15 protein-coding genes, 3 pseudogenes and 1 riboswitch are annotated in these 23,412 nt (G+C 43.5%); of the genes and pseudogenes, 13 read left to right on the plus strand and 5 right to left on the minus strand.

All coding sequences use genetic code 11. From position 1 onward, the window contains the following. Nucleotides 1-105 precede the first annotated feature (105 nt). Entirely contained in the window at nt 106-3,015 is a 2,910-nt protein-coding gene (gene rapA, locus Xsze_RS07245; RefSeq protein WP_038236469.1) for an RNA polymerase-associated protein RapA, read from the minus strand. 224 nt (nt 3,016-3,239) lie between these two features. Beyond that, complete coding sequence (locus Xsze_RS07250; protein ID WP_038236467.1) at nt 3,240-5,588, minus strand: DNA polymerase II; 2,349 nt, start codon at nt 5,586-5,588, stop codon at nt 3,240-3,242. Nucleotides 5,589-6,405: 817 nt separating this feature from the next. Between Xsze_RS07250 and Xsze_RS07255 the strand changes: the two are divergent. Continuing rightward, a pseudogene (locus tag Xsze_RS07255) lies at nt 6,406-6,810 on the plus strand (GNAT family N-acetyltransferase); the annotation flags it as partial. Between the two features lie 668 nt (nt 6,811-7,478). Then, nucleotides 7,479-9,176, plus strand: a complete 1,698-nt coding sequence (locus tag Xsze_RS07260; protein WP_038236464.1) for an ArnT family glycosyltransferase — start codon at nt 7,479-7,481, stop codon at nt 9,174-9,176. A 223-nt stretch (nt 9,177-9,399) separates the two neighbouring features. Here Xsze_RS07260 and thiQ read toward each other — a convergent pair whose 3' ends face one another. The 3 genes from thiQ to thiB are packed head-to-tail and all read right to left on the minus strand — an operon-like array spanning nt 9,400 to nt 12,681. Next, nucleotides 9,400-10,095, minus strand: coding sequence for a thiamine ABC transporter ATP-binding protein ThiQ (gene thiQ / locus Xsze_RS07265; RefSeq protein ID WP_038236461.1), 696 nt, complete (start codon nt 10,093-10,095; stop codon nt 9,400-9,402). Further along, entirely contained in the window at nt 10,088-11,692 is a 1,605-nt protein-coding gene (gene thiP / locus Xsze_RS07270; protein ID WP_038236457.1) for a thiamine/thiamine pyrophosphate ABC transporter permease ThiP, read from the minus strand. The genes thiQ and thiP overlap by 8 nt, the downstream gene beginning before the upstream one ends. Next, nucleotides 11,668-12,681 (minus strand): thiamine ABC transporter substrate binding subunit, encoded by a 1,014-nt coding sequence (gene thiB, locus Xsze_RS07275; protein WP_038236841.1) that lies wholly within the window; start codon nt 12,679-12,681, stop codon nt 11,668-11,670. Before thiB ends, thiP begins: the two co-directional genes overlap by 25 nt. A 100-nt stretch (nt 12,682-12,781) precedes the next feature. Further along, nucleotides 12,782-12,886: riboswitch (TPP riboswitch) on the minus strand. Nucleotides 12,887-13,002: 116 nt separating this feature from the next. Here thiB and rppH point away from each other — a divergent pair. The 11 genes and pseudogenes from rppH (at nt 13,003) to Xsze_RS07330 (ending at nt 23,402) form a co-directional block, all read left to right on the plus strand. Beyond that, on the plus strand, nt 13,003-13,527 hold the full coding sequence (gene rppH, locus Xsze_RS07280) for an RNA pyrophosphohydrolase (RefSeq protein WP_038236454.1): 525 nt from the start codon (nt 13,003-13,005) through the stop codon (nt 13,525-13,527). 9 nt (nt 13,528-13,536) lie between these two features. Continuing rightward, entirely contained in the window at nt 13,537-15,783 is a 2,247-nt protein-coding gene (gene ptsP / locus Xsze_RS07285) for a phosphoenolpyruvate--protein phosphotransferase (protein WP_038236451.1), read from the plus strand. A gap of 127 nt (nt 15,784-15,910) precedes the next feature. Then, entirely contained in the window at nt 15,911-16,819 is a 909-nt protein-coding gene (gene lgt, locus Xsze_RS07290; protein WP_038236448.1) for a prolipoprotein diacylglyceryl transferase, read from the plus strand. Beyond that, a complete protein-coding gene (gene thyA / locus Xsze_RS07295) occupies nt 16,816-17,610 on the plus strand; it encodes a thymidylate synthase (protein ID WP_038236445.1) in 795 nt (264 codons plus the stop codon). The genes lgt and thyA overlap by 4 nt, the downstream gene beginning before the upstream one ends. 367 nt (nt 17,611-17,977) lie before the next feature. Next, nucleotides 17,978-18,553: a prepilin peptidase-dependent protein gene (locus Xsze_RS07300; protein ID WP_051462356.1), complete on the plus strand. Its 576-nt coding sequence runs from the start codon at nt 17,978-17,980 to the stop codon at nt 18,551-18,553. A gap of 7 nt (nt 18,554-18,560) precedes the next feature. Next, entirely contained in the window at nt 18,561-19,172 is a 612-nt protein-coding gene (locus Xsze_RS07305) for a prepilin peptidase-dependent protein (RefSeq protein WP_038236443.1), read from the plus strand. 6 nt (nt 19,173-19,178) lie between these two features. After that, on the plus strand, nt 19,179-19,649 hold the full coding sequence (locus tag Xsze_RS07310) for a YgdB family protein (RefSeq protein WP_038236440.1): 471 nt from the start codon (nt 19,179-19,181) through the stop codon (nt 19,647-19,649). Then, nucleotides 19,646-20,083, plus strand: coding sequence for a prepilin-type N-terminal cleavage/methylation domain-containing protein (locus Xsze_RS07315; protein WP_051462345.1), 438 nt, complete (start codon nt 19,646-19,648; stop codon nt 20,081-20,083). The genes Xsze_RS07310 and Xsze_RS07315 overlap by 4 nt, the downstream gene beginning before the upstream one ends. Before the next feature lie 133 nt (nt 20,084-20,216). Continuing rightward, a pseudogene (locus tag Xsze_RS07320) lies at nt 20,217-21,429 on the plus strand (tyrosine-type recombinase/integrase). A 213-nt stretch (nt 21,430-21,642) separates the two neighbouring features. Further along, nucleotides 21,643-22,440, plus strand: a pseudogene (locus Xsze_RS07325) (DNA primase family protein); the annotation flags it as partial. Nucleotides 22,441-22,976: 536 nt separating this feature from the next. Continuing rightward, nucleotides 22,977-23,402 carry a DcrB-related protein gene (locus tag Xsze_RS07330; RefSeq protein WP_038236438.1) on the plus strand — a complete coding sequence of 142 codons (426 nt, stop codon included), beginning with the start codon at nt 22,977-22,979 and terminating at the stop codon, nt 23,400-23,402. Nucleotides 23,403-23,412: the final 10 nt, after the last annotated feature.

The following is a 23,412-nucleotide window of genomic DNA, read 5'->3' on the forward strand; positions in this document are numbered from 1 at the left end:
AATAATAATTGTGAGATTAATGAGATATGGCCAATGAATAAAAACTCAGGGAGTTTCCATGGAAATTCCCTGAGCTTGAATTAGCTATTTGTTATTCATGGCGGATTATTGATGAGAAACGACCACCAAACGAATGGCATCGAGACGCCAGTTAGCCTGATCAAGATTGAGCAGTAAATTCTTGTGCTCAGACTCAATGGCACTCAGCTCATCATCACGGATATTCGGGTTAACCGCTTTCAGTGCTTCCAATCGTGACAACTCGGCTGATAGCACTTCATCCGCCTCTTTCTTCGCCTTCTCAATCAACTCACGCGCTTGCGCTTCAACCAGAGGCTCAGATTGCTGCAAAATGGCATGGACTTCCTTTTGCACCGCATTGACCAGCTTGCTTGCGTTGTGGCGATTGATCGCATTTAACTGGCGGTTGAAACTTTCAAACTCCACCTGAGGTGCCAGATTCGTTCCTTTTAGATCCAACAGCAGGCGAACCGGCGTTGGTGGCAAGAAACGGGTCAATTGCAGATGTTTCGGTGCCTGGGCTTCAACAACATAAATAAGCTCAACCAGCAGAGTTCCCACTGGCAGTGCTTTGTTTTTAAGGATAGAAACCGCACAGCTTCCGGTATCTCCTGACAGCACCAAATCCAGGCCATTGCGGATGATGGGATGTTCCCAGCTCAGGAATTGCGTATCTTCGCGGGACAGGGCTTTTTCACGGTCAAATGTAATGGAGCAGCCATCGGTTGGCAATCCCGGAAAATCAGGCACCAGCATATGGTCGGACGGATGCAGGGCAATAATATTGTCACTGCGGTCTTCCTGATTAATGCCGATGATATCGAACAGGTTCAGGGCGAAATTCACCAACTCCGGATTGTTATCCTGAGCCGCAATTTTTTCTGCCAGTTTCTGGCCTTTTTCACCGCCGTTGGAATTCATTTCCAGCAGACGGTCACGGCCCTGCTCTAATTGCTGCTTGAGCTGTTCGTGATGTGTGCGGCATTCTGCAATAAATTCACTGAAGCCTGTTTGTTCGTTCGGCTTGGCAAGGAAATTCAGCAGCGTCTCATAATATTTGTCATAGATGGAACGGCCTGTCGGGCAGGTGTGTTCAAAAGCATCCAGACCTTCGTGATACCAACGCAGGAGAATGGACTGAGCCGTATTTTCCAGATAAGGCACACTGATTTTGATATCGCGGCCCTGACCGATACGATCCAAACGGCCGATGCGCTGTTCCAGCAGATCAGGGTTGAAAGGCAAATCAAACATGACCAGTTGGTTGGCAAACTGGAAGTTACGTCCTTCTGAACCAATTTCAGAACAAAGCAGCACTTGTGCGCCTTCTTCTTCAGAAGCAAAGTAAGCGGCAGCACGGTCACGCTCCAGCAGGGACAAGCCTTCATGGAACACCGCGCTGCGAATTGCTTCGCGCTCACGCAGAACCTGCTCCAATTGCAGCGCGGTTTCTGCCTTGGCACAGATCACCAGAACTTTTTCGTCACGGTTTGCAGTCAGGAAACCCAGCAGCCATTCTACGCGGGGGTCGAAATTCCACCATGTGGCATTTTCCCCTTCGAATTCCTGATAGATCCGCTCAGGATAGAGCATATCTTTTGCACGGGCTTCTACCGTTTTTTTGGCGCCCATGATTTCAGAAACCTTGATTGCCGTCTGGTATTGGGCCGGCAAGGGTAACTTGATTTCGTGCAACTCACGATGCGGGAAACCTTTCACACCACCACGGGTATTACGGAACAGCAGGCGGCTGGTGCCGTGGCGATCCATCAACATGGTGATCAGTTCGTTGCGGGCATTTTCACTCTCTTCATCTTTATTGCTGTTTGTGGCTTTCAGCAGAGGCTCAATATCCTGCTCACTGATGAGTTCGACAATGGCATTTTGTTGATCATCGTTCAGTGTTTCACCGGACAACAGCAAAGAGACGGCATCCGCAACAGGTTGGTAATTCTGTTGCTCATCAATAAATGCCTGATAATCGTGGAAACGATTCGGGTCCAGCAACCGCAGACGGGCAAAGTGGCTCTCTTGCCCCAATTGTTCAGGTGTTGCCGTCAGCAACAGGACAGAAGGAATTTGTTCTGACAGTTGTTCAATCACATGGTATTCGCGGCTTGGGGCTTTTTCACTCCATGCCAGATGATGAGCTTCATCGACAACCATCAAATCCCAGCTGGCTTCCAGAAGCAGTTCAAAACGCTGTTTGTTGCGGCGAACAAAATCCAGAGAACAGATCACCAATTGTTCTGTTTCAAATGGATTATCACTGTCATGAAGGGCTTCGGTGTAACGGCCATCATCAAACAGAGAGAAGCGCAGGTTAAACCGGCGCAGCATTTCGACCAGCCACTGGTGCTGCAAGCTGTCAGGGACGATGATGAGTACACGCTCTGCACGTCCGGCCATCAATTGTTGATGGATAATCATGCCGGCTTCAATGGTTTTACCCAGACCGACCTCATCAGCCAGCAACACACGGGGGGCATGGCGCTTGCCAATTTCATTGGCAATGTGCAGCTGGTGGGGGATCAGGCTGGCTCTTATGCCACGCAGACCACTTTCTGCCAATTTAGATTGTTCGCTTTGGTGTTTACGGGCGCGGAATCGCAGGGCAAAACGATCCATGCGGTCAATCTGACCAGCAAACAGGCGATCTTGCGGTTTATTAAACGTCAGCTTGCTATCCAGAAAAACTTCCCGGAGACAGATATTTTCTTCTTCAGTATCTAAGCGGGTACCGACATAGTTCAGCAGGCCATTATCTAGTTGAACGTCATCTATTTTGAGTTTCCAGCCTTCGTGACTGGTCACGGTATCACCGACGTTAAACATAACTCGGGTAATGGGGGAATCATTGCGTGAGTAAAGACGGTTTTCTCCACTGGCAGGAAAAAGCAACGTTACCATGCGCGCATCCAGCGCTACGACTGTTCCTAATCCAAGTTCGCTTTCTGTGTCGCTTATCCAGCGTTGACCAAGAGTAAATGGCATAAATTTGGGCTCAATTTTCTGTTAGACAATATTATTCAGGGTTGCAGGATGGCTGCGTTTTGCTTTTGTTGGATATCGATCATCATTGGTTATCGATAGGGAAGTTTTCAATAGCATTTTATGACTCATGTTTTTTGCCAATGGGATCACAAAAGTGCCATTGCCCATTAAAGGAGCGATATGTTAATTGAAGCCGGGCACGTCGTCACCTGCAAAAATATCCATTATTCAAAAGACATGTTTATTTGCCCTGTTTGCAAGGTAAGAAAATCATCTTGAATAAATGGCAAGATTGCATCAGCAATGGGCATTAACTGCTTACTGATATAGTGTTCATAATCTGGCGCGGTGACTTGATTTTCCAGGGGGTCGGGACCGGACAGCGTGATGATGTAGTTGATCCAACCACCATTTTGGTATTGCAGTGGGCGATTATGTTGCTGGTTATACTCATCCGCCAGACGCGCCGCCCGGACATGCGGTGGAACATTGCGTTGATATTCTGACAATTTGCGGCGCAGACGCTTGCGATAAACAAGGCGCTCATCAAACGCCCCCGACAGTGTATTGGCAATATACTCACGAATATAGTCCTGATAAGGCTGCCGGTGAAAAATCAGCGTATACAATTCTTTTTGGAAAATCTGAGCGAGCGGCGTCCAATCGGTTCTTACGGTTTCCAATCCCTTGAAAATGACCTCATCACCACTTAATCCGGCATACCGCTTTTTGCTGCCTTGCTCCGCTCCCCGGATCGTAGGCATGAAAAAACGCTGATAATGCCGCTCAAATTCCAGTTCCAGCATGCTTTCAAGGTTGAACTCATTTTTGAGGTGTTCCCGCCACCATTGGTTGACGAATTGTGTCAGAAAATGACCGATCCGGCAGGCGTCCTCTTCAGAATGAGGGTGCTTTAGCCAGACAAAGGTTGAATCCGTATCGCCATAAATAACCTGATAGCCCTGCGATTCGATTAACTGGCGGGTTTGGTGCATGATTTTGTGCCCGCGCAAGGTAATTGATGATGTCAGACGAGGATCAAAAAAATGGCAACCGGAAGCCCCAAGAACGCCACAAAACGCATTCATGATGATTTTCAGGGCTTGGGAAAGCGGGGCATTTTGTTGTTTTTTGGCTTTATCCCGTTCAAGCCAGATTTGCGTCACGATATCAGGAAGGCAATGCTTCGTGCGGGAAAAAAATGCCTGCCGGAAACCCGGGACAGCATACTCACGGTCAGGCTTGGCAAGTCCCTCAACCATGCCCACCGGATCAATCAGAAACGTGCGGATTATCGAAGGATAGAGGCTCTTATAATCCAGTACGAGCACCGAATCATACAGCCCCGGAAATGAATCCATCACAAAACCACCGGGGATGGCATTATTAAAGTAAGTTGGCTGAACAGGTGCAACATAGCCCATGCGGTGCATTCTTGGCAGATAAAGATGAGTAAACGCGGCGACAGATCCCCCGCTGCGATCGACCGCCAATCCGGTGACCGTGGCTCGTTCCAAGAGAAACGCCATTAAACCTGCTTTTTCAAAAATGCGGTTAACCAAAATACAGTCCTGCAAATTATAATGGGCGAGGGCCGGCTTATCCTCCTGAAAGCGGCGATTGATTTCATCCATCCGGTCATAGGGATTATCAAGGGCTTTTCCTTCCCCCAATAGCGCTTGTGCCACGTATTCCAGACTGAATGAAGGAAAGTTCCACGTTGCTGTTTTCAAAGCATCAATGCCATCAATAATCAGGCGACCTTCTGCTGAGGCAAAAAAGTGCCCGGGTTTGAAGCCGTGTTCCCGCCATTCAAGCAAACCCTGATTGCGCCCAAATTTCAGAGGCACATTATAGCGTTCGGCATGTTTCTGTAAGACCCGCAAATCAAACTGAATCAAGCTCCAGCCGATAATGGCATCAGGATCGTACACCGCCAGCCATTCATTGAGCTTTTTCAGCATCTGCGGTCGGCTGGCAACATACTCCAGCTTGAAATCGGGCTTCTGCGGAGTGCCATTCTCTGGCCCTAACATAAACACGGTTTTTTCACCGCATCCTGCCAGCCCAATGGAATATAACTCCCCATTCTGGTTGGTTTCGATATCCAGAGATACCCATTTAAGGGAGGGGCGGTAATCAGGATTAGGCTTCATTTGATACATTCCGTCTGGTTTCTGGCTTAACCAGACGGGGGCCGTAACAAAGCGTTCCATCATAAACCTGTCGGGCGGGCGGATATCTGTTTCGTAAAGTGGGACACCCAGCTCTCTGAACACTTTTTCCAGATGCTGCAACTGGCGGTATTGGGTGCAATACAGGGCAGCGACGGGTTGGCGGTTGAAATCTTTCAGGGGCAATAATTTCAGCTCGCAGTATCGTTCTTGCCCGAGTAATGGCCTGACTTTGGGCAAATCACGCTGGGGCAGAAAGGCAACGGCTTTTTGGTGAGGGATGGTAATGCACCGGATACCGGAATCCGTCGCCAGCCAATACACTAACTCAATGCCGGATGGTGTATCTTTCCAGTGTCGAGTGAGTATGAAACCTTGTTCGGCGTGATTTATCTGCATAAGGTGATTTTCTTAAGGCAAATGTCAACTATCTTGGGAGAATGGTTTTAATTATAACACTACATATGGTTATTTATACAGTATTTTGTATTGAAAATAAAAACGTGTTAAGAAAAAGGGAGTTATATCCACTCCCTCAAAAAAATTGACTCACTACTATTTATTACATTTCTTCTGAACTTATACACCTGCTGGCATTCACATAACAGGTGCAATAAAGGGCAATAAATAGCATGTATGGCCAGAGGCGGATATTTGCAACCCCAAATGGGGCTATCACGGGTAACTGAAAAAGGCAAAAAGCACAATTTGATTAGCATAAATTTTTATTTATTGAATTATATTTTTATTATATATATTTAATTTAATTTTGAAATTAACAGAGAAACAATACATACACTAATTAATTACAAACTTAAGGTAATAATAAATCAGGGATTGATGGTTTATGTATTTTAAAAAACCACAAAGAGATGAGAAAATAGCCTGAGATACGGTTATAAATTAGATTGCTATTGTATTTGTACTGTACTTATTTTTATATCAAAGTATTCATGAATTCTCCTGGTGATACTCGAGATGGGTACTGCATTTTCACCCAAATGTGGTAGTGAAGAGTTATTATATCGCGTTGAATTTCATATTTTTTATCCGTCCGACCATTAATTGAATATAATCTTTTTTTATCAAAATTAAAATAGGTGAAAAACACCCTTGAAAAGAGATCATGAAAAATGATAAGAAATATAATACAAATTCTTAATTTCACTTTGATATAGTTTTATTTTAATGGTTTTAATTAACAGGAATCTAAAGAATGAAAATGCATATTACCGATACTCAAAATGTACAAAATGAAGAATATATAATTAAAAGCCTCTGGGAATATAATCAGAATTATGACAATGTAGATATCAAACCTCTATTTATCTCTTTTACGGATGAATCCAACCAAATAGTCGCCGGGCTTGTATCCAGAACCTGGTGGGGAAGTCTTGAAATTCAATATTTATGGGTGAGTGAGCAGTATCGTAAAAAAGGCTTGGGAAAACAGCTTATGTTACAAGCCGAAAAAGAAGCATTAAGCCGATCTTGCCATATGGCTTATGTAGATACTTTTAGTTTTCAAGCGAGAGGCTTTTATGAGAAGTTGGGTTACAAAGTTTACGGACAGCTTGAAGGATATGCACATCATCACACTCGTTTCTATCTTGCCAAGCAATTCAACAAACCTGATTCTGACCATGTGATACAAGATCTTGATCATGTGCTGCAAAATGAAGTCACTTTATAACGACTGCCTGTGTGACTGATCCCTACCGTTAACGGCATAGGCACCTGCATATTGCCAAACTGACCCAACGTATGCAAGGCAAGTTGGGTCAGTTTTTCAGATGAATATTCTGTAATCATATGGGATTGTCGAACAGACCATAATTTGCATCAATGAGCAGACTGCCTTGCAATTCAGATCACAGGCCCCGGAATGGCTCATATTCAGGTGATGGGCCTTATGATTATGGGTAATAAACTTTAGCCAGACGTTTTAATTATTAAGTTTTGTGAAATTGAAAAATAACATGAATAGACATCAATATATTGATAAATCGAATCCTGAATAGCGTTGAGTTACGATAAATAATTACCCATGGTTTAAACATAATTTTCAAAAAAAACGCAGTGCAATAATGGAAAAATCATTAATTTGGAAATTAAAGATATTATGACTTTTATTTAATTACTTCCATTGAGTGATATTAACTTATTTAATTATATGGAAGTTTTACTATCCTAATTGTATTTAACGACCTTTTGTTACCATTTTTATTGACTAATATTCTTAATGACTTTATGGAAAATATGAATATTAATTAAATCTGGTAAATATCGATGAATAATAACCCTAATAAATTGACTCAGGCAGACTTCAAGGCCTTACTGTTATTTATAGTTTTCATGCTGATTTATTTGTTACCTGGTATTTATGGGCATACTCCCTGGAAACAAGATGAGAATTATAGTTTTGGCATTATTCAAACCATGTATGAGACAGGTAATTGGCTGGTTCCTGTGAATGCGGGGCAGGCTTTCATGGAAAAGCCTCCTTTGTATTATTGGACGGCAACTTCATTTGTACATCTGTTATCTCACTGGCTTCCGATGCATGATGCTGCCAGAACCGCGTCTTTATTATTTTCTATAACGAGTTTTTCTTTTTTCATTTTGTTGGCCCGACGTGTATTTGATGTCAAAAATTTCACCGATCATCGGATATGGATTGCTTTTGCGTTATATGCGAGCGCGCCCGGATTGGTTCGCCACAGTCATGACATGTTTACTGATACTTCCTTGATAGCAGGAACAATCATTGGCTTATATGGCTTGCAGGGATTAATCAAAAACGAAAAAATTGTTTATTCCTGTTTATGGTTAACTATTGGTACGGCTGCAACACTCTTATCAAAAGGTGTCCTTATTCCCGGCCTATTGTGGATATGCCTTGTTCTGGCACCTGTGTTCCTGAAACAGTGCCGGACGCCACAATATTGGCGAAATGCCTTCATTTCAGGTGTCATTGCACTGATTTTAATTCTGCCATGGCCGGTTATGCTGTTTATTGAACATGCAGACTTATTCAAAATTTGGTTTTGGGACAATAACATTGGTCGTTTTTTAGGTTTTTCTGTTGAAGATTTAGGCGCCCAGGGAAATCTGACCATGATCCCGGAAGCCGTGTTGTTTTTTGCACTGCCATCGGGCATTCTGGCTTTTATTTTTATATTAAAGCACCCGATTAAGGTCTTTTCGGATCAGCATTATTTTCTTTGTGCCGCTTTTGCTGTATCCGGCGTTATTTTATTGCAAATATCCGCCTCTGGCCGTGCATTATATTTATTGCCTTTTATTGCGCCAATGGCAATATTGGCCAGTGCAATTTTCGTTCATCTGCCTGAAAAAATGCATCGGTATTTCAGTCTGTTTTCTTCCACATTATGGTCTTTTCTGATTGTATTTTTGTGGAGCAGTTATTTTGCCTCACTTTCTGATACCTATAAACATTGGCTGGCACCATTAGGCCGATGGCTCCCCATGAACTACCAGATGCACTTTTCTGCGATGATATTTGGGATCGCCATTTTAATAACTGCGGTATGGATAGCGAAAAATTGGCTGATTTCAGGATCACCGGCATTACGTGCCGCTCAGAATTGGGTATTGGGCATTGTGACGGTTTGGGGGTTGGTATTTACATTATTTGTGGGCTGGATTGATTATGCCAAAGGCTATAAATACGTATTCCTTGACTTAAAGCGGGAATTGACAGGGGTATATCAGGACAGCCAATGCATGGCATCATATAACATTGGAGAATCTGAAGCCCCAATGCTTTATTACTTTGCCCACATTTTACTTCAGAGGCAAAAGACATTTACGCTTCCGGAACAGTGTGAATGGTTGATGGTTTTGTCTGAAGACATTAATCCTGCACCTGAAGGAATGACATTATTTTGGCATGGACATAGATCTGAGCAATATCGTGAAAATTTAGTGGTTTATAAGAAAGTTGTGTTAAACGATATACAATAAAGTGAGTATAATTCATTGAATTTAAATTAAATGTGGTGGTTTTTCACTTATTTTATGAATGGCGGATTAAACACGCTTTGTGCCACCTAAAGTCATCACGATTAAGCGGTGATATTGAGGGGGGCTTATCCCCTCAATATCAGCAATGTATTTTCTGGCTCTGAATAATGATAATTTATATTCGAGTTGACTTCTTTCCACGGCATTTTTCTCAATGTTTAATTCAATTGATCCCCAAAATGGCAGCCTCAGCGACATCGCCATTGACTAATCTTTCTGTTGCGCCGTCATACAGGATTTTTCCGTCCACAATCAGCAACGAACGAGGTGCAATTTTCGTGGCATCATCAAGATTATGAGACACCATCAATAACGTAATTTGCCGCTCAGTACATATTTGTTCCAGCAATTCCAGCATTTCATTGCGCAGGGCAGGGTCAAGGGCAGAAAACGGTTCATCCAACAATAAAATGGGGTGATGGCGAACGAAACAACGCGCTAATGCTGCCCTCTGACGTTGCCCGCCAGAGAGCTGAGAAGGCAGGCGAGGCAAATAAGTTTCCAGCGAAACCTGAGCGGCAATATGTTGAAGGGCTTTTTTTTGCTCTGCGCTCAGGCGTAAACCGGGATGCAATCCTAATCCAATGTTTTGCTCAATGGTTAAATGGGAAAACAGATTATTTTCTTGAAACAGCATTGAAACAGGCCGGTTGGCAGGAGGGGTATGGGTATGATTTTCTCCATTCAGCCAAATGTTGCCGGATTCAGGAAACTGAAAGCCAGCGATTAAATTTAATAATGTGCTTTTACCTGCCCCGCTTGGGCCGAGGATCGCAATGCGTTCCCCTGCCTTAATTGACATATCAAAATACATGGGAAACTGTGCATAGGTATAAGTAACATTTTCGAGTTTAATCATGGCGTCGGCCCAGTAAGCGTTCAATCACAGTGAACAGAATAAAACAGAGTAAAAGCAGTAAAAATGCAGTGACTGCCCCATCTTGGCTACGGTATGCCCCAATTTGCTGATAAAGATAGAAAGGCAAAGTTCGAAAATCTTCGTTACCAAATAATGCGACAACACCAAAATCCCCAATGGATAATACACAGGCAAAAGCCAATGCCTGTGCCAACGGAATTTTCAGGGCCTTTAGCTCTATCCAGCGTAGCCGGTGAATGCCCTGAATATGCAGTGAACGGCACAGGGGATTGTAGCGTTCAGCCAAGTCACGCATGGGGTTATCGAGGACTTTCATTGCATAGGGAATGGCAATCAGCGCATTGGTCAGAATAACCAGCCCGTAAGGTGAACGGGGCAATCCAACCGTTGTGTTCAGCAGAAGAAAAAATCCGGTAGCAAGTACAATGCCCGGCATGGCAAGGATCAACAATCCACTTATTTCTATTGATTGCGCCCAGCGAAGCGAATGGCGTAAACGCAGCTCCCGGCTGCTCCACAACAGCATCATGGTCATTACAACGCAAAGCAGCCCTGCTCCTATTGCAATAATCAACGAAGTGGTCAGCGCTTGCCATAATGCAGGCTGGCGCAACACCGTAAAAAAACTGAGATTCAGCCCGTCAATAATGACGGCCAATAAGGGCGGAAGCAAAAGCAACAGCGCTGCACCAATCAAAAGACTGTCAGGGAGCTTTTGCAGCCATGTATCCTGTGGATTGCGCCATTGTTGCTGATGGCTGTAGCCGACAGAAAGTGCCCCTTTGAATTTTTGGCTGAGCAATACCAGACCAAGGCAGCAAAAGAGTTGGATCAGGGCAAGCAGTGCTGCATGTGCCAGATCGTAGTCATAACTGAGTGCCTGATAAATGGCAAGTTCAATGGTGGTTGCCGCCGGTCCTCCGCCGAGTGCGAGCACAGTCGCGAAGCTGGCAAAGCACAGCATAAAGATCAGCGCACCTGTTGGCAGGATCTGTCGGCGTAAGTAAGGCCATTCCACAAAACGAAAATGCTGCCATTCGCTCATGCCCAACTGAGCGGCAAGTTGCCGTTGTTCAATGGCGATATTCTCCAGAGACTGTAGCAGCAGACGTGTTGCCATTGGCATGTTGAAGAAAATATGGGCCAATAAAATGCCTTGTATCCCATAAGGCGTAAAATGATATTCAATGCCAGCCCATTGGGAAAAGGTTGCCAGCCAGCCAGTTTGACCATAAACAGTGAGAATGCCAAACAGTGCGACTAAAACGGGCAGGATCAACGTCATGGCGCATAACCGCAGGAAAAGTGTTCTCCCCGGAAAATGGCGGCGATACAGTGCCCTGGCAAGAAAAATAGCCGGTATTACAGAGAATACAGCAGATAAAAATGCTTGCCAGAACGTGAAGCGGACGACATGCCAGAGGTAATCATCATTCAGCAATTCCTGTAAATTGCTTTCAGGTGCATTGAACCACAATGCCCCGAATGCGGACAACGCGATGATAATTAATAGGCCGGAAGCAATAACTCCCGGTAATAACCAGCCTGCAATTAACGGCTTACTGCGCTTTGCCATGTACGGATCCATTTTGTACGGTGATTTGCCACGTCATCGGCATTGAATTGCAGAGACTTTTCGGGAATGGGGAGTTGCTTGAAAACATCCGGCAGAGGGATGTCAATGACCGGGTACATCCATTGTGTTGTCGGAAGTGTTTGCTGAAATGCCGGTGATATCATGAAATGCATGAATTTCTGCGCAAGTTCCGGTTGCTTGCTTGATGCCACTTGAGCAGCCACTTCAACTTGCAAATAGTGACCTTCCTTAAATAGCGCCGCAGCATAGTGATCTTTTTTCTCCGACACGATGTGATAACCCGGTGATGTGGTATAGCTCAGCACCATGTCACCTTCCCCTTTTAAAAACAGGCCATAAGATTCGCTCCAGCCTTTGGTGACTGTGAGTGTCTTTTTGGCAACTTTCTGCCACTCTTGCGCTGCCTTGTCACCGTACAGTTTTTGCATCCAAAGCAAGAATCCCAAACCCGGTGTGCTTGTGCGCGGATCTTGATAAATGATCTTCCAATTCTGGTGATTATTGATTAATTCATCCATACTTTCAGGTGGATGCGACAGGGTGTTTTTGTTGTAAATGAAAGCAAAATAGCCGTAATCGTAGGGGATGAAAGTGGTGTTATTCCAGGCAACGGGCAACTTCAGTTTTGAGGTATCGATACTGCTTGGTGTGAACAATCCGGTTTTCTGGGCCGCCTGAATCAGGTTATTGTCTAAACCCAGCACGATATCTGCCGATGTTTTTTTCCCTTCCATTCTCAAACGATTAAGCAAAGATATTCCATCTTCCAGAGCAACGATTTTAAGTTCACAATGACATTCAGCTTCAAACGCTTTCTTGATGGCAGGGCCTGGCCCCCATTCAGCGGCAAATGAATCATAAGTGTAAACCGTCAGTGTGGGTTTTGCCTGAGCGGCCTGAGCAAACAGACAAGCAGAAATTGACAGCATACTGAAGGCAATAAAGCGGGAAAATAATTTATTAAACACTTTGCTCTCCTGTCGTTATTAATAATGTGATTAGCGGATTGGCAAAGGATCTGAGAGAGGCCGAATAAAATTATTCATTAGCATTAATGAATAGCATATCAATGGATTGCGTCTCAAATCCCTACGTCGGTACTAGCCGGTTCAGGTTCGACGGGTTTATTCTCAGCAGCATTGTTCAACATCAACTGCACCCCGTTGAGATGGCGGTATTGTAGAGGCTTAAGCGATGCCTGCAAAGTCTAATCATAGAGGTTTACCGCTTGAGACGAGTATGAAACAATTAGTTATCTTTTCAAATTTGTTTTATCGAGAGGTAGTCTGGTGATTGATGATGATGGCTACCGCCCTAATGTAGGAATTGTAATTTGTAATCGCCAAGGGCAGGTTTTGTGGGCTCGTCGTTATGGGCAGCATTCCTGGCAATTTCCCCAAGGGGGAATAAATCAAGGTGAATCACCAGAACAAGCTATGTATCGGGAGCTGTTCGAAGAAGTTGGTTTGAGTCGCAAAGATGTACGGATTCTCGCTTCAACTCGGAATTGGTTGCGTTACAAATTACCCAAGCGTTTGGTGCGTTGGGATACAAAGCCTGTTTGTATCGGGCAAAAACAACGTTGGTTTTTATTACAGCTGTTGTGCAGTGAAACAGATATTAATGTACAAAACAGTAAGGCACCTGAATTTGATGGCTGGCGTTGGGTGAGTTATTGGTATCCTGTCCGGCAAGTGGTTTCTTTTAAACGTGATGTGTATCGCCGCGTGATGAAAGAATTTTCTTCTATTGTGATGCCAATGCAGGAACCCGCTTCATATTCACCTTATTTACATCGTCGCAGAAGATATTAGGTAATTGTTATGCTCATGCGCTTAAGGGAAATCGTTGAAAAGGTTGCTATGGCAACCAATTTATCTGAAGCGCTTGAGCTATTGGTTAATGAAACCTGCCTCGCGATGAACACTGATGTTTGCTCTATCTATCTGGCAGATCATCAACAGCAATGTTATTACCTCATGGCAACAAAAGGGCTGACTAAACCAAAATGGCGCATGATCCGTCTGGCTTTTGGCGAAGGGGTTGTTGGTGAAGTCGGACGTTTGTCTGAATTAATCAACCTTGCAGATGTTCGTGACCATCCTAGCTTTAAATATATTCCCCAAGTGAAAGAAGAAAGCCTGAGGGCTTTTTTAGGCGCTCCCATTGTTTATCGCCGACAGTTACAGGGTGTATTAGTTGTTCAACAACGTGAGCGGCGATTGTTCGATGAAAGTGAAGAATCTTTCATGGTTACGCTTGCAATGCAGCTTGCGGCTATTCTTGCTCAGGTACAGACAAAAGGGCTGTTTGGCCGGTATCGCCAGACCCACATTAAGGCGCTCGCCATTTCCAACGGAATTATCATGGCGCAGGGATGGCAGGATCGTTCCCAACCCTTGCTGGATCAGGTTCATGAAGCATGGACGCTGGATTATCAGGCTGAGCGTTCAAGGCTAACCTATGCTCTGGAGGAAGCGACAGCGGAATGTCGTCGTATCAGTAAGCGTTTTACCTCCAGCTCGCAGAAAGAAAGTGCCGCCATTTTTGATCTCTACTCTCACTTACTGAATGATCCGCAGCTTAAGCAGGATATGTTTTCTTCTGTCGATAATGGTTTTATGGCGGAGTGGGGCGTTAAAACTGTCATTGAAAAATATGCCGAGCGCTTTGCCAGCCTGCAAGATCCTTATATGCGAGAAAGGGCTTCGGATCTACGGGCCTTGGGGCAACGGGTATTGTTTCATTTGGATGATTCTTTCACGGGGGCGGATCAATGGCCCGAGCGCTTTATTCTGGTTTCTGATGAACTCAGTGCTAATTTACTGGCTGAAATGCCGCAGGATAAATTAGCGGGGGTGATTGTGCGGGATGGGGCAACTCACTCTCATTCTGCGATACTGGTGCGTGCAATGGGAATACCGGCCATCATGGGGGCGGACATTCAACCTGAACTGTTGCATAACCGAATGTTAATCCTTGATGGTTATCGCGGTGAGATTTTTATTGAACCAGAACCGCTGGTCGCCCAGGAGTACAAGCAGATAATTGAAGAAGAACAAGCTCTCAGCAAATTGGCTGAAGGTGAGCAGCAACAGCAAGCACAGCTCAAAAATGGGGAACAGGTTTTCGTACAACTCAATGCCGGTCTAAGTTTGAAATATGAACAGCATATTGAAGATAGCATTGATGGTGTGGGATTGTACCGGACAGAGATCCCTTTTATGTTGCATAGCGGTTTCCCATCGGAAGACGAACAAAAAAACCGCTATAAAGAGATATTGTCACTTTTTCCTAATAAGTCTGTGGTACTGAGAACGTTGGATATTGGTGCCGACAAACAACTCCCTTATATGCCCATCAGCGAAGATAACCCAGCTCTTGGCTGGCGGGGGATTCGCATCACATTGGATCAACCGGAGATATTTCTGATTCAGTTGAGGGCGATGTTGAAAGCGCATGCACACACTGGCAATCTAAAAATTTTGTTGCCGATGGTGACGAGCATCGAGGAAATCGATGAAACCCTAAAATTGATTACAAGAGCAAAAACAGAAGTTGAGCAAGTCATCGGCGATACAGTGTCTATGCCTGAAATTGGCATCATGCTTGAAGTTCCATCGACCCTCTTTTTATTGCCGCAATTAAAGAAGCGGATTGATTTTGTTTCTATCGGTACAAATGACCTGACACAATACCTGCTTGCGGTAGATCGCAATAATACGCATGTTGCTTCTCTGTACGATAATTTGCATCCTGCTGTCATCAGGGCTCTGAAAATGATATTTGATGAGTGCCAACGTCTTGAGTTTCCTGTCAGTGTATGCGGGGAAATGGCGGGACTGCCATTAGGGGCATTGGTTTTACTGGGTTTGGGCTATCGCAGCTTAAGTATGAGCGGCCGAAGTGTTGCGCGGATCAAATATTTGTTGCGGCATTTGGATGCCAGTGAACTTGAACACCTTATCGGGGTAATACTAAAAGCTGAAACTAGTCAGCAGGTAAAGGCATTATCATCTGAATTCATGGAGATGCGCGGCTTGGGAGGATTGATCCGGGGCGGTGTTTAGCTCTGCTGCCTATGTTATGATTTGCGATAATTTGTCTTAAGCTTAACAAGCAATATAATTTCATTCGGACAAGATAATTTATCCGTAATATCATTTATTCACACAACATTACTTTTAGTGGGGAACGATGAGCACTAGCTATCTGGAATTTCCTAAAATTGATCCTGTCATTTTTTCAATTGGTCCTGTATCCCTCCACTGGTACGGATTTATGTATCTGGTTGGCTTTGTTTTTGCCATGTGGCTGGCAAATCGCCGTGCGGCAAAACCAAACAGTGACTGGGACAAAAATGAAGTTGAGAATTTGCTGTATGCAGGTTTCGTCGGGGTTTTCGTCGGTGGACGACTTGGTTATGTCTTATTCTACAATTTTCCAATGTTCCTTGAGAACCCCTTGTATTTGTTCAAAGTCTGGGATGGTGGCATGTCCTTCCATGGCGGATTGATGGGCGTTATCTTTGCCATGTGGTTGTTTGCACGCCGGACTAAACGTCATTTCTTACAGGTTGCTGATTTTGTTGCTCCGTTAGTGCCTTTCGGTTTGGGCATGGGCCGGATCGGGAACTTTATCAATGGAGAATTATGGGGCCGCGTTACACTTGATACACCTTGGGCAATGTTGTTTCCGGGCTCCCGCAGTGAAGATATCGCAATAGCAACAAGTGATCCGTCTTTATGGCCGATTCTGGAGCAATACGGAGTCCTGCCCCGCCATCCATCACAGCTTTATGAGATGGTGCTCGAAGGTATTGTTTTGTTTATTATCCTCAACATATTTATCCGTAAATCCCGCCCGATGGGGAGTGTTTCAGGGTTATTCCTGATTGGCTATGGTGCATTCCGCATAATAGTCGAATTTTTCCGCCAACCCGACGCACAATTAGGGTTGTTTGAAGGGATCAGTATGGGGCAAATCCTTTCGATTCCAATGATCATAGCGGGGATTGTTATGATGGTATGGGCATATAAATGCCCTCGCAACAACACCCCTGATGATGATAATCCTCACAACAATAAGGTACAAGAAGCAAAATGAAACAGTATCTGGATTTAATGAAAAAAGTGCTGGAAGAAGGCACGGCAAAAGATGACCGAACTGGTACGGGAACACTCTCGATCTTTGGTCATCAGATGCGTTTCAATTTGCAGGAAGGCTTTCCACTGGTAACAACCAAGCGTTGCCATATCCGTTCCATTATTCATGAACTGCTTTGGTTTTTGAATGGTGATACCAATACCAAATACCTGCGTGATAACGGAGTTACCATCTGGGATGAATGGGCGAATGAAAATGGTGATTTAGGCCCTGTATATGGTAAACAATGGCGTGCCTGGGGCGCTGCGGACGGTCGCCAAATCGATCAGTTATCTCAAGTTGTTAACCAATTGAAAAGTGATCCGGATTCACGCCGGATTATTGTTTCTGCTTGGAATGTTGGTGAATTAGATAACATGGCATTGGCGCCATGCCATGCTTTCTTCCAGCTCTACGTCGCTGATGGCAAACTTTCCTGCCAGCTTTACCAGCGCTCTTGTGATGTGTTTTTAGGGTTACCGTTCAATATTGCAAGCTATGCTCTGTTGGTGCACATGCTGGCTCAGCAGTGTGATCTGGAAGTGGGTGATTTTGTTTGGACAGGCGGCGATACCCATCTGTACAGCAACCATTTGGAACAGACCCAGCTTCAACTGAGCAGAGAGCCACGCGCGTTACCTGAACTGGTCATTAAGCGCAAGCCGGATTCTCTGTTTGATTATCAATTCGAAGACTTTGAGATTGTGGGCTATGATCCACATCCGGGCATCAAGGCACCTGTCGCGATTTAAAAACACGCCCATATCCGATGGATTTCAAGTTGCCGCTTATTCGACATGCGGCAACTTGAAAGACAGAAAATATATTTAATTGTTAAAGAGCGGGTTCTTCCTGCTCTTTTTTTATATTTATCCTCCATGATTATCAATCTAAAAAAATGATCATTCACCACTTTTGTGTGCCATTACGCAAATAAAATGAAACAGCCACATTGCCATTATTTTTTTCTGAAAGCGCTTCGCATAACATAATTCAGTGTCTTTTCATTTTTTTGTGAATCATAGATAGTTGTGTCAACCAAAATGAATCTGAAATACGCAGGATTAAAAGGGTTAAAAGGATTAAATAAAACGGTGAATGGATAGGGCAGCACATGTTATGGCAGTAATCCGGGCAAAATGTCATGCCGTCAATAACAGAGCATCATTGGGGTTTACGCTATTGGAATTATTAATTGTGATGCTCATTATTTCTGTCAGTTTATCTTGGGGAGGGTATCACTGGGGACAATATCAGAACCGTTTGCGTTTGCAATCTGCGGTGAATAATGTGCTTTCATTTATGGAAAGGCAACAGGCTTTGGCGAATTACCTGAATCAGGAACGCACACTGTGGTTGGTCGCGGGGCAGTCCTGGTGTCTGATATCTTCTGACACCAGACAATCTGATTGTAGTGATGGCAATAGCAATGATGGCAATAATAGCAATGGAGGAAATAATGGCAATAGTGAACGTGTCACATCGCCCCACCATGATGTATTTTTATCGTCATCGACAACAGAACGCATTGATTTTTATGGTGTCAGAAATACAGCAATGCCAGCCAGTTTTATATTGGAAAATGCGGCGGGTGAAATTAGTGTGGTGGTTTCGGGGCGCGGAAGAATAAGAACATGTAGCAATACCATTAGTCAGCTGCCCGGCTGTGAGGGAATAAAAAATGTGAGGGAATAAAAATTTCATGAAATTAACGCAGTTCTGTTTTAAACAAAAACAGACAGGGTTTTCTTTATTGGAAGTTGTTGTCGCCATGCTGATCAGCAGCGTTATTTTTGTTGCCATGACAAGAAGTTATCCGATTTTATCAGGCCAGTCTCTGGATCTGTATCGAAAATACCGGCTGCATTATTTGGTTAATAGAACAGTTCATTTAATGGAAAAAGATATTCGGAGAGCAGGATATTGTCAGGATAAAATACAGTGCAAAGGTAATCCATTGGCTATAAGAAATAAAAATATGGAGCGGATTAATTCCTGTTTTATTATCGCTTTTGATCTTAATTTAAATAATAAATGGGAAAATTCTGAGCATATTGAATCGGAATTTTTTGGCTATCGTTTAAATAATCGTGCTCTTGAATGGAAAAGAGGAGCGGGAGATTGTCAGGGAAACGGATGGGAAAGGTTATTTGATCCGAAAGAAATTGTTATTGATGATTTTCATCTTGAAAAAATGAAAGCAAAAGAAGGGATTATTTTTGTCACATTGTTTGTTAAAGCTCATTGGTTGAAATCACCTTCCATCGTATATCGTCGTCAAACAACAATTCGGCTGCGTAATTTCAGGGAATGAAAACGTATGGAGGAAAAAGTTACAGGTAAGCAGCGGGGAAATATTTTACTGGTATCGATCATAATGTTATTGGCATTGAGTTTAATGATGCTGCGGGCACTCCATTACCAACAAGAAAATGCGATGCTGATGATGGTGGATGAACAAAATTATTTGAATGCCTTTTTGCGGGCAGAATCTTCATTAGAATGGGGTAAAAAGCAGTTATGGCAGAATAACGTTCAAGAAACAGGCAATTGGTTTTGTTTGCAGTCAATGGAATCCGGGTTGCAAAGCTGCCTCAAACACTACAGCGGCCACCTTTTTTTGTTGAAAGGAAAGGCTCAGGTGATATTAGAGAACAAGGTTGAGCTTTATCAATGGATGAAACAGGTAAAAAACGTAAATGAAGATACAATTACCACTATTAAGTTGATTCCTCTTGAAAGTGGTTGGTTGGATTTTTGCCCCGTATCTCAGGGAGAATTCTGTTTATGAGGAAATGCCATAACTTTCTGCGCCCTGGTTTTCCAAGCCCCAATTCTTTTCGCCAAAAGGGCATGAGTTTGCCTGAAGTGATGGTGGCCTCTATCGTATTTGCAATCTCTTTACTGGGTTTAATGCGCTACCATCAGGTCTTGTCAGCAAATTTCCAGCAGTATTGGGAGCAATTAAAGGCGATACGATACGCACATGAGCAGTTGGAACAATATGAATATTATGAAGGGCGTATAAGCTCGGAATCGACAGAAAGGGAACAGAGACTACGACAAAGGTGGAAAATGGAATTTCAGCGGGAATTTCGTCCGCAAGGATGCTATCAGGTAACAGTTAGATTGACAGTATATTATAATAAACAAAGTAAATTAGAACGCTGGTTTTGTACAAGCGGGAAGCATATAACTAATATCCATTATAGTCCACCTCTATAAATTAATTAAAGTAAAATCAACTAGTTGATTTTACTTTGTTCTTTTGAAGTCCATTGTCATCTTCCTAAATTTATACAATTTTTTGTATAGAGTTTCCCTTTGTGATTTTTCTATACAACATTATTGGTGATTTATGAAACTGACAGATTTGGCAATCAAGCGAGCCAAACCAAAGGAAAAAGCCTATACATTGGCGGATGGCAATGGGCTGTCTTTATTGATACCAATGGTTCCAAAGGCTGGCGATATCGTTATCAATTTGCGGGTAAAACTAAAATGATCTCATTAGATACTTACCCGGTAATCACACTCACTGAAGCCAGAGCCAAACGTGATGAAACCAGAAAGTTAGTTGCTAATGGAATCAATTCCAGTGAATTCAGAAAAGCTGAAAAAATATCTGTCGCAAACCTGATAGAAAATACCTTCAGAAATATAGCATGTGAGTGGTACGAAAAACGAAAAGACAGATGGGCAGCTCTTCCTACGCAATAGAAATGATGGAAGCATTTGAAAAAGATGTTTTTCCCTACATAGGCAACAGACCGATTGTTGAGATTAAGCCAATGGAATTGATGGCTGTTTTATCAAAGTTGAATGATCGGGGAGCGGCAGTAAAACTCCAAAAAATTCGCCAACGCTGTGGAGAAGTGTGGCGATATGCAATAGCTACAGGGAGAGCTGAATATAACCCCGCGCCTGATTTAGTCTCTGCTTTTGCTGCACATAAAAAAGCACATTACCCATTTTTAAATATTGATGAGATACATGAATTCTATAAAGCTTTAAATGCATATACAGGTAGTTTTATTGTAAAGATGGGAATGCGTTTACAAATGATAATAGGTGTTCGCCCCGGTGAATTGCGTAAAGCTGAATGGTCAGAAATTGATTTTGATAAAGTTCAATGGGAGATACCTGCCGAAAAAATAAAAATGCGCCGCCTTCATATTATCCCATTATCTAGACAGGCGATTAATATTTTAGAACAGATAAAACCCATTACAGGACAAGGAAAATACGTTTTTCAGGGCAGAATTAATCAAGTGCAATCAATGAGTGCAATGACATTAAATACATTAATCAGGCACATCGGCTACGCAGGGCGCGTAACAGGCCACGGCTTCCGCCATACCATGAGTACTATCTTGCATGAACAAGGCTATAACACGGCCTGGATTGAAACTCAGCTTGCTCATGTTGATAAAAACAGTATCCGGGGAACTTACAATCACGTCCAACATCTGGAAGGATGCAGGGAAATGATGCAATGGTATGCGGATTATATGGAGATACTGGAACGGGGTGAAAATGTCCTAATCGGAAAATTTGGCAAAAGGGCATAAAAGGATGATTGTTTTTGCTCCGTGTTGGCAGTGCCAACAGTGACTGATTTTCATTCAAAATACAATTAGAGCTGATACTTTCTATAAAACGATAAATCTTACAAATGGAAAAACAATTAACGCTGTTCATTTAATCTTGCTTTTTAAATAATCCGCCTGTCATCAAACAACGTCCACGATGAGCGCTCAAGGACTCGGTAACAGGAAAAAAGAAGTGGCAAAAGCATTTTTGCTGAAATCTGCGCGATGCTGGCAGGGAAAGGCAATACCGTTTCCGCCAGTATGGCTGCACTGGAAAATCCACGGGAACGTGCGTTGATTGTCGGGTATTCGTTGATTATTTTGCCCGACCAGACCCGCTATGTGGGCGACGGTTCCGGCATCAAGGCCATCACAGGCGGGGATGAAATCGCCATTGACCCCAAGCACAAACAGCCCTATTCAACCCGCATTCCGGCTGTGGTGCTGGCGGTGAACAATAACGCCATGAGTTTCAGTGATCGCAGTGGCGAGGTATCACGGCGTCGGGTGATTTTCAACTTTTCCGAAGTCGTGCCGGAAAATGAACGTGATCCGCTTCTGCGGGACAAAATCGCGGCAGAACTGCCTATCATTATCCGGCAACTGCTGCATCGGTTTGCTGATCCACATACTGCAAGGCGTTTATTGGCAGAGCAACAAAAATCTGGCGAGGCGCTAGATATAAAACGGGGGACAGATCCTTTGGTTGATTTTTGCGGCTATCTTGTTGCTTCTCATGAAGCTGATGGTCTGCTAATCGGCAAGGCGGAAATCGTGCCGTTCAATCCCCGTCAATACCTCTATCATGCTTACCTTGCCTATATGAAAGGCAACAACCTGAAAAAACCGGTTTCCGTAACCCGATTTGGTATGGATATGCCGGGCGCACTGGGTGAATACAGTCAGCATGACCTGCGTAAGAAAAGTAAACAGGGCATTCGCAGCAATCTGAACCTGAATATCGACACGGCTATCGAATGGATGCCTTAATTGGCAAGGGATAGTCTGCCAAAAGAATAACTTTCTTCACACCAATAAAGATTTCCTAAAAAATAGTCAAAAGTGTTCACCCCTGTTCACCTTTTTCAGATTTAAAGGTGAAGGGTTGGGTGAAGAGGGGTGATGAGTTGGATTTCAAGTTATCACCCTTTAACACTATGAATTTAATTGTAAATATTTAGAGGTGAACAGTTTTAACCCTAATTCTTTAATAGAGAGGGGGAGAGGTTAAATAAAAAGGGTTTTTCTGGCGGGTAGAATATCTTTCAAGATCTCTGATTTATCTGGTTAATGTATTAGCCAGATAAATCAGAGAAGACAAGCGTAGCGCGTCAGTGTGGTTTTAATTTGAAGCATTAAGTTAAATTAACACTAGGTAATAATCTGATTTTATTTATAAATAGAAGTTAATCACAATTTCCATGTGGACTTCTTATTCAGTCTGGAGTTCATAAATGTGGCTGTTATATCCTGCCTTTAATCATGTTATTAAAACATAAATTTATTTTTAAAAAGGCAAAGGAAATATGGAAACACGCCCACGCTGTCTGTTCTCGGAAGGCAGCATTACTCTACCGGAAGGGTATCAGGAACAGACCGTCAATATTATTATCGCCCCCAATTTGCCTGCATTGAATATCAGCCGCGACCAATTGAATGAAGGGGAAGATTTAGCCGATTATGTTATCCGGCAGAAAACGTTGCTGAAAAACGGTCTGAAAGATTGGCAACTGCTTGAAGAACACCCTGCCGCATTGGGTGACAACTTGCTGCAAGGCAGTTTGCTGCTTTCCCGTTACCGCCCCAAAAAAGGCCAACAAGTTTACCAGTGTCAGGCAGTATTTTTGCGGGATGAGAAAAAAGTGCTGATTTTTACTTTGTCATCTCAACAGACTTTCACTGACTTACAGCGACAGTGGCTGGATGATTGTTTGAAAAGTTTTCAGTTCTAGGGAGAGAACA

The organism is Xenorhabdus szentirmaii DSM 16338 (genome assembly GCF_002632585.1).
In the GTDB taxonomy this organism is placed as follows: Bacteria; Pseudomonadota; Gammaproteobacteria; order Enterobacterales; family Enterobacteriaceae; genus Xenorhabdus; species Xenorhabdus szentirmaii.

Excerpts from the sequence above, each read along its gene's own strand:
- rapA (WP_038236469.1), bottom strand. The coding sequence starts at position 3,015 with ATGCCATTTACTCTTGGTCAACGCTGGATAAGCGACACAGAAAGCGAA.
- Xsze_RS07260 (WP_038236464.1), top strand. The coding sequence starts at position 7,479 with ATGAATAATAACCCTAATAAATTGACTCAGGCAGACTTCAAGGCCTTA.
- Xsze_RS07315 (WP_051462345.1), top strand. The coding sequence starts at position 19,646 with ATGAGGAAATGCCATAACTTTCTGCGCCCTGGTTTTCCAAGCCCCAAT.
- lgt (WP_038236448.1), top strand. The coding sequence starts at position 15,911 with ATGAGCACTAGCTATCTGGAATTTCCTAAAATTGATCCTGTCATTTTT.
- ptsP (WP_038236451.1), top strand. The coding sequence starts at position 13,537 with ATGCTCATGCGCTTAAGGGAAATCGTTGAAAAGGTTGCTATGGCAACC.
- Xsze_RS07250 (WP_038236467.1), bottom strand. The coding sequence starts at position 5,588 with ATGCAGATAAATCACGCCGAACAAGGTTTCATACTCACTCGACACTGG.
- Xsze_RS07310 (WP_038236440.1), top strand. The coding sequence starts at position 19,179 with ATGGAGGAAAAAGTTACAGGTAAGCAGCGGGGAAATATTTTACTGGTA.
- thyA (WP_038236445.1), top strand. The coding sequence starts at position 16,816 with ATGAAACAGTATCTGGATTTAATGAAAAAAGTGCTGGAAGAAGGCACG.
- thiQ (WP_038236461.1), bottom strand. The coding sequence starts at position 10,095 with ATGATTAAACTCGAAAATGTTACTTATACCTATGCACAGTTTCCCATG.
- Xsze_RS07305 (WP_038236443.1), top strand. The coding sequence starts at position 18,561 with ATGAAATTAACGCAGTTCTGTTTTAAACAAAAACAGACAGGGTTTTCT.
- Xsze_RS07300 (WP_051462356.1), top strand. The coding sequence starts at position 17,978 with ATGGCAGTAATCCGGGCAAAATGTCATGCCGTCAATAACAGAGCATCA.
- Xsze_RS07330 (WP_038236438.1), top strand. The coding sequence starts at position 22,977 with ATGGAAACACGCCCACGCTGTCTGTTCTCGGAAGGCAGCATTACTCTA.
- thiP (WP_038236457.1), bottom strand. The coding sequence starts at position 11,692 with ATGGCAAAGCGCAGTAAGCCGTTAATTGCAGGCTGGTTATTACCGGGA.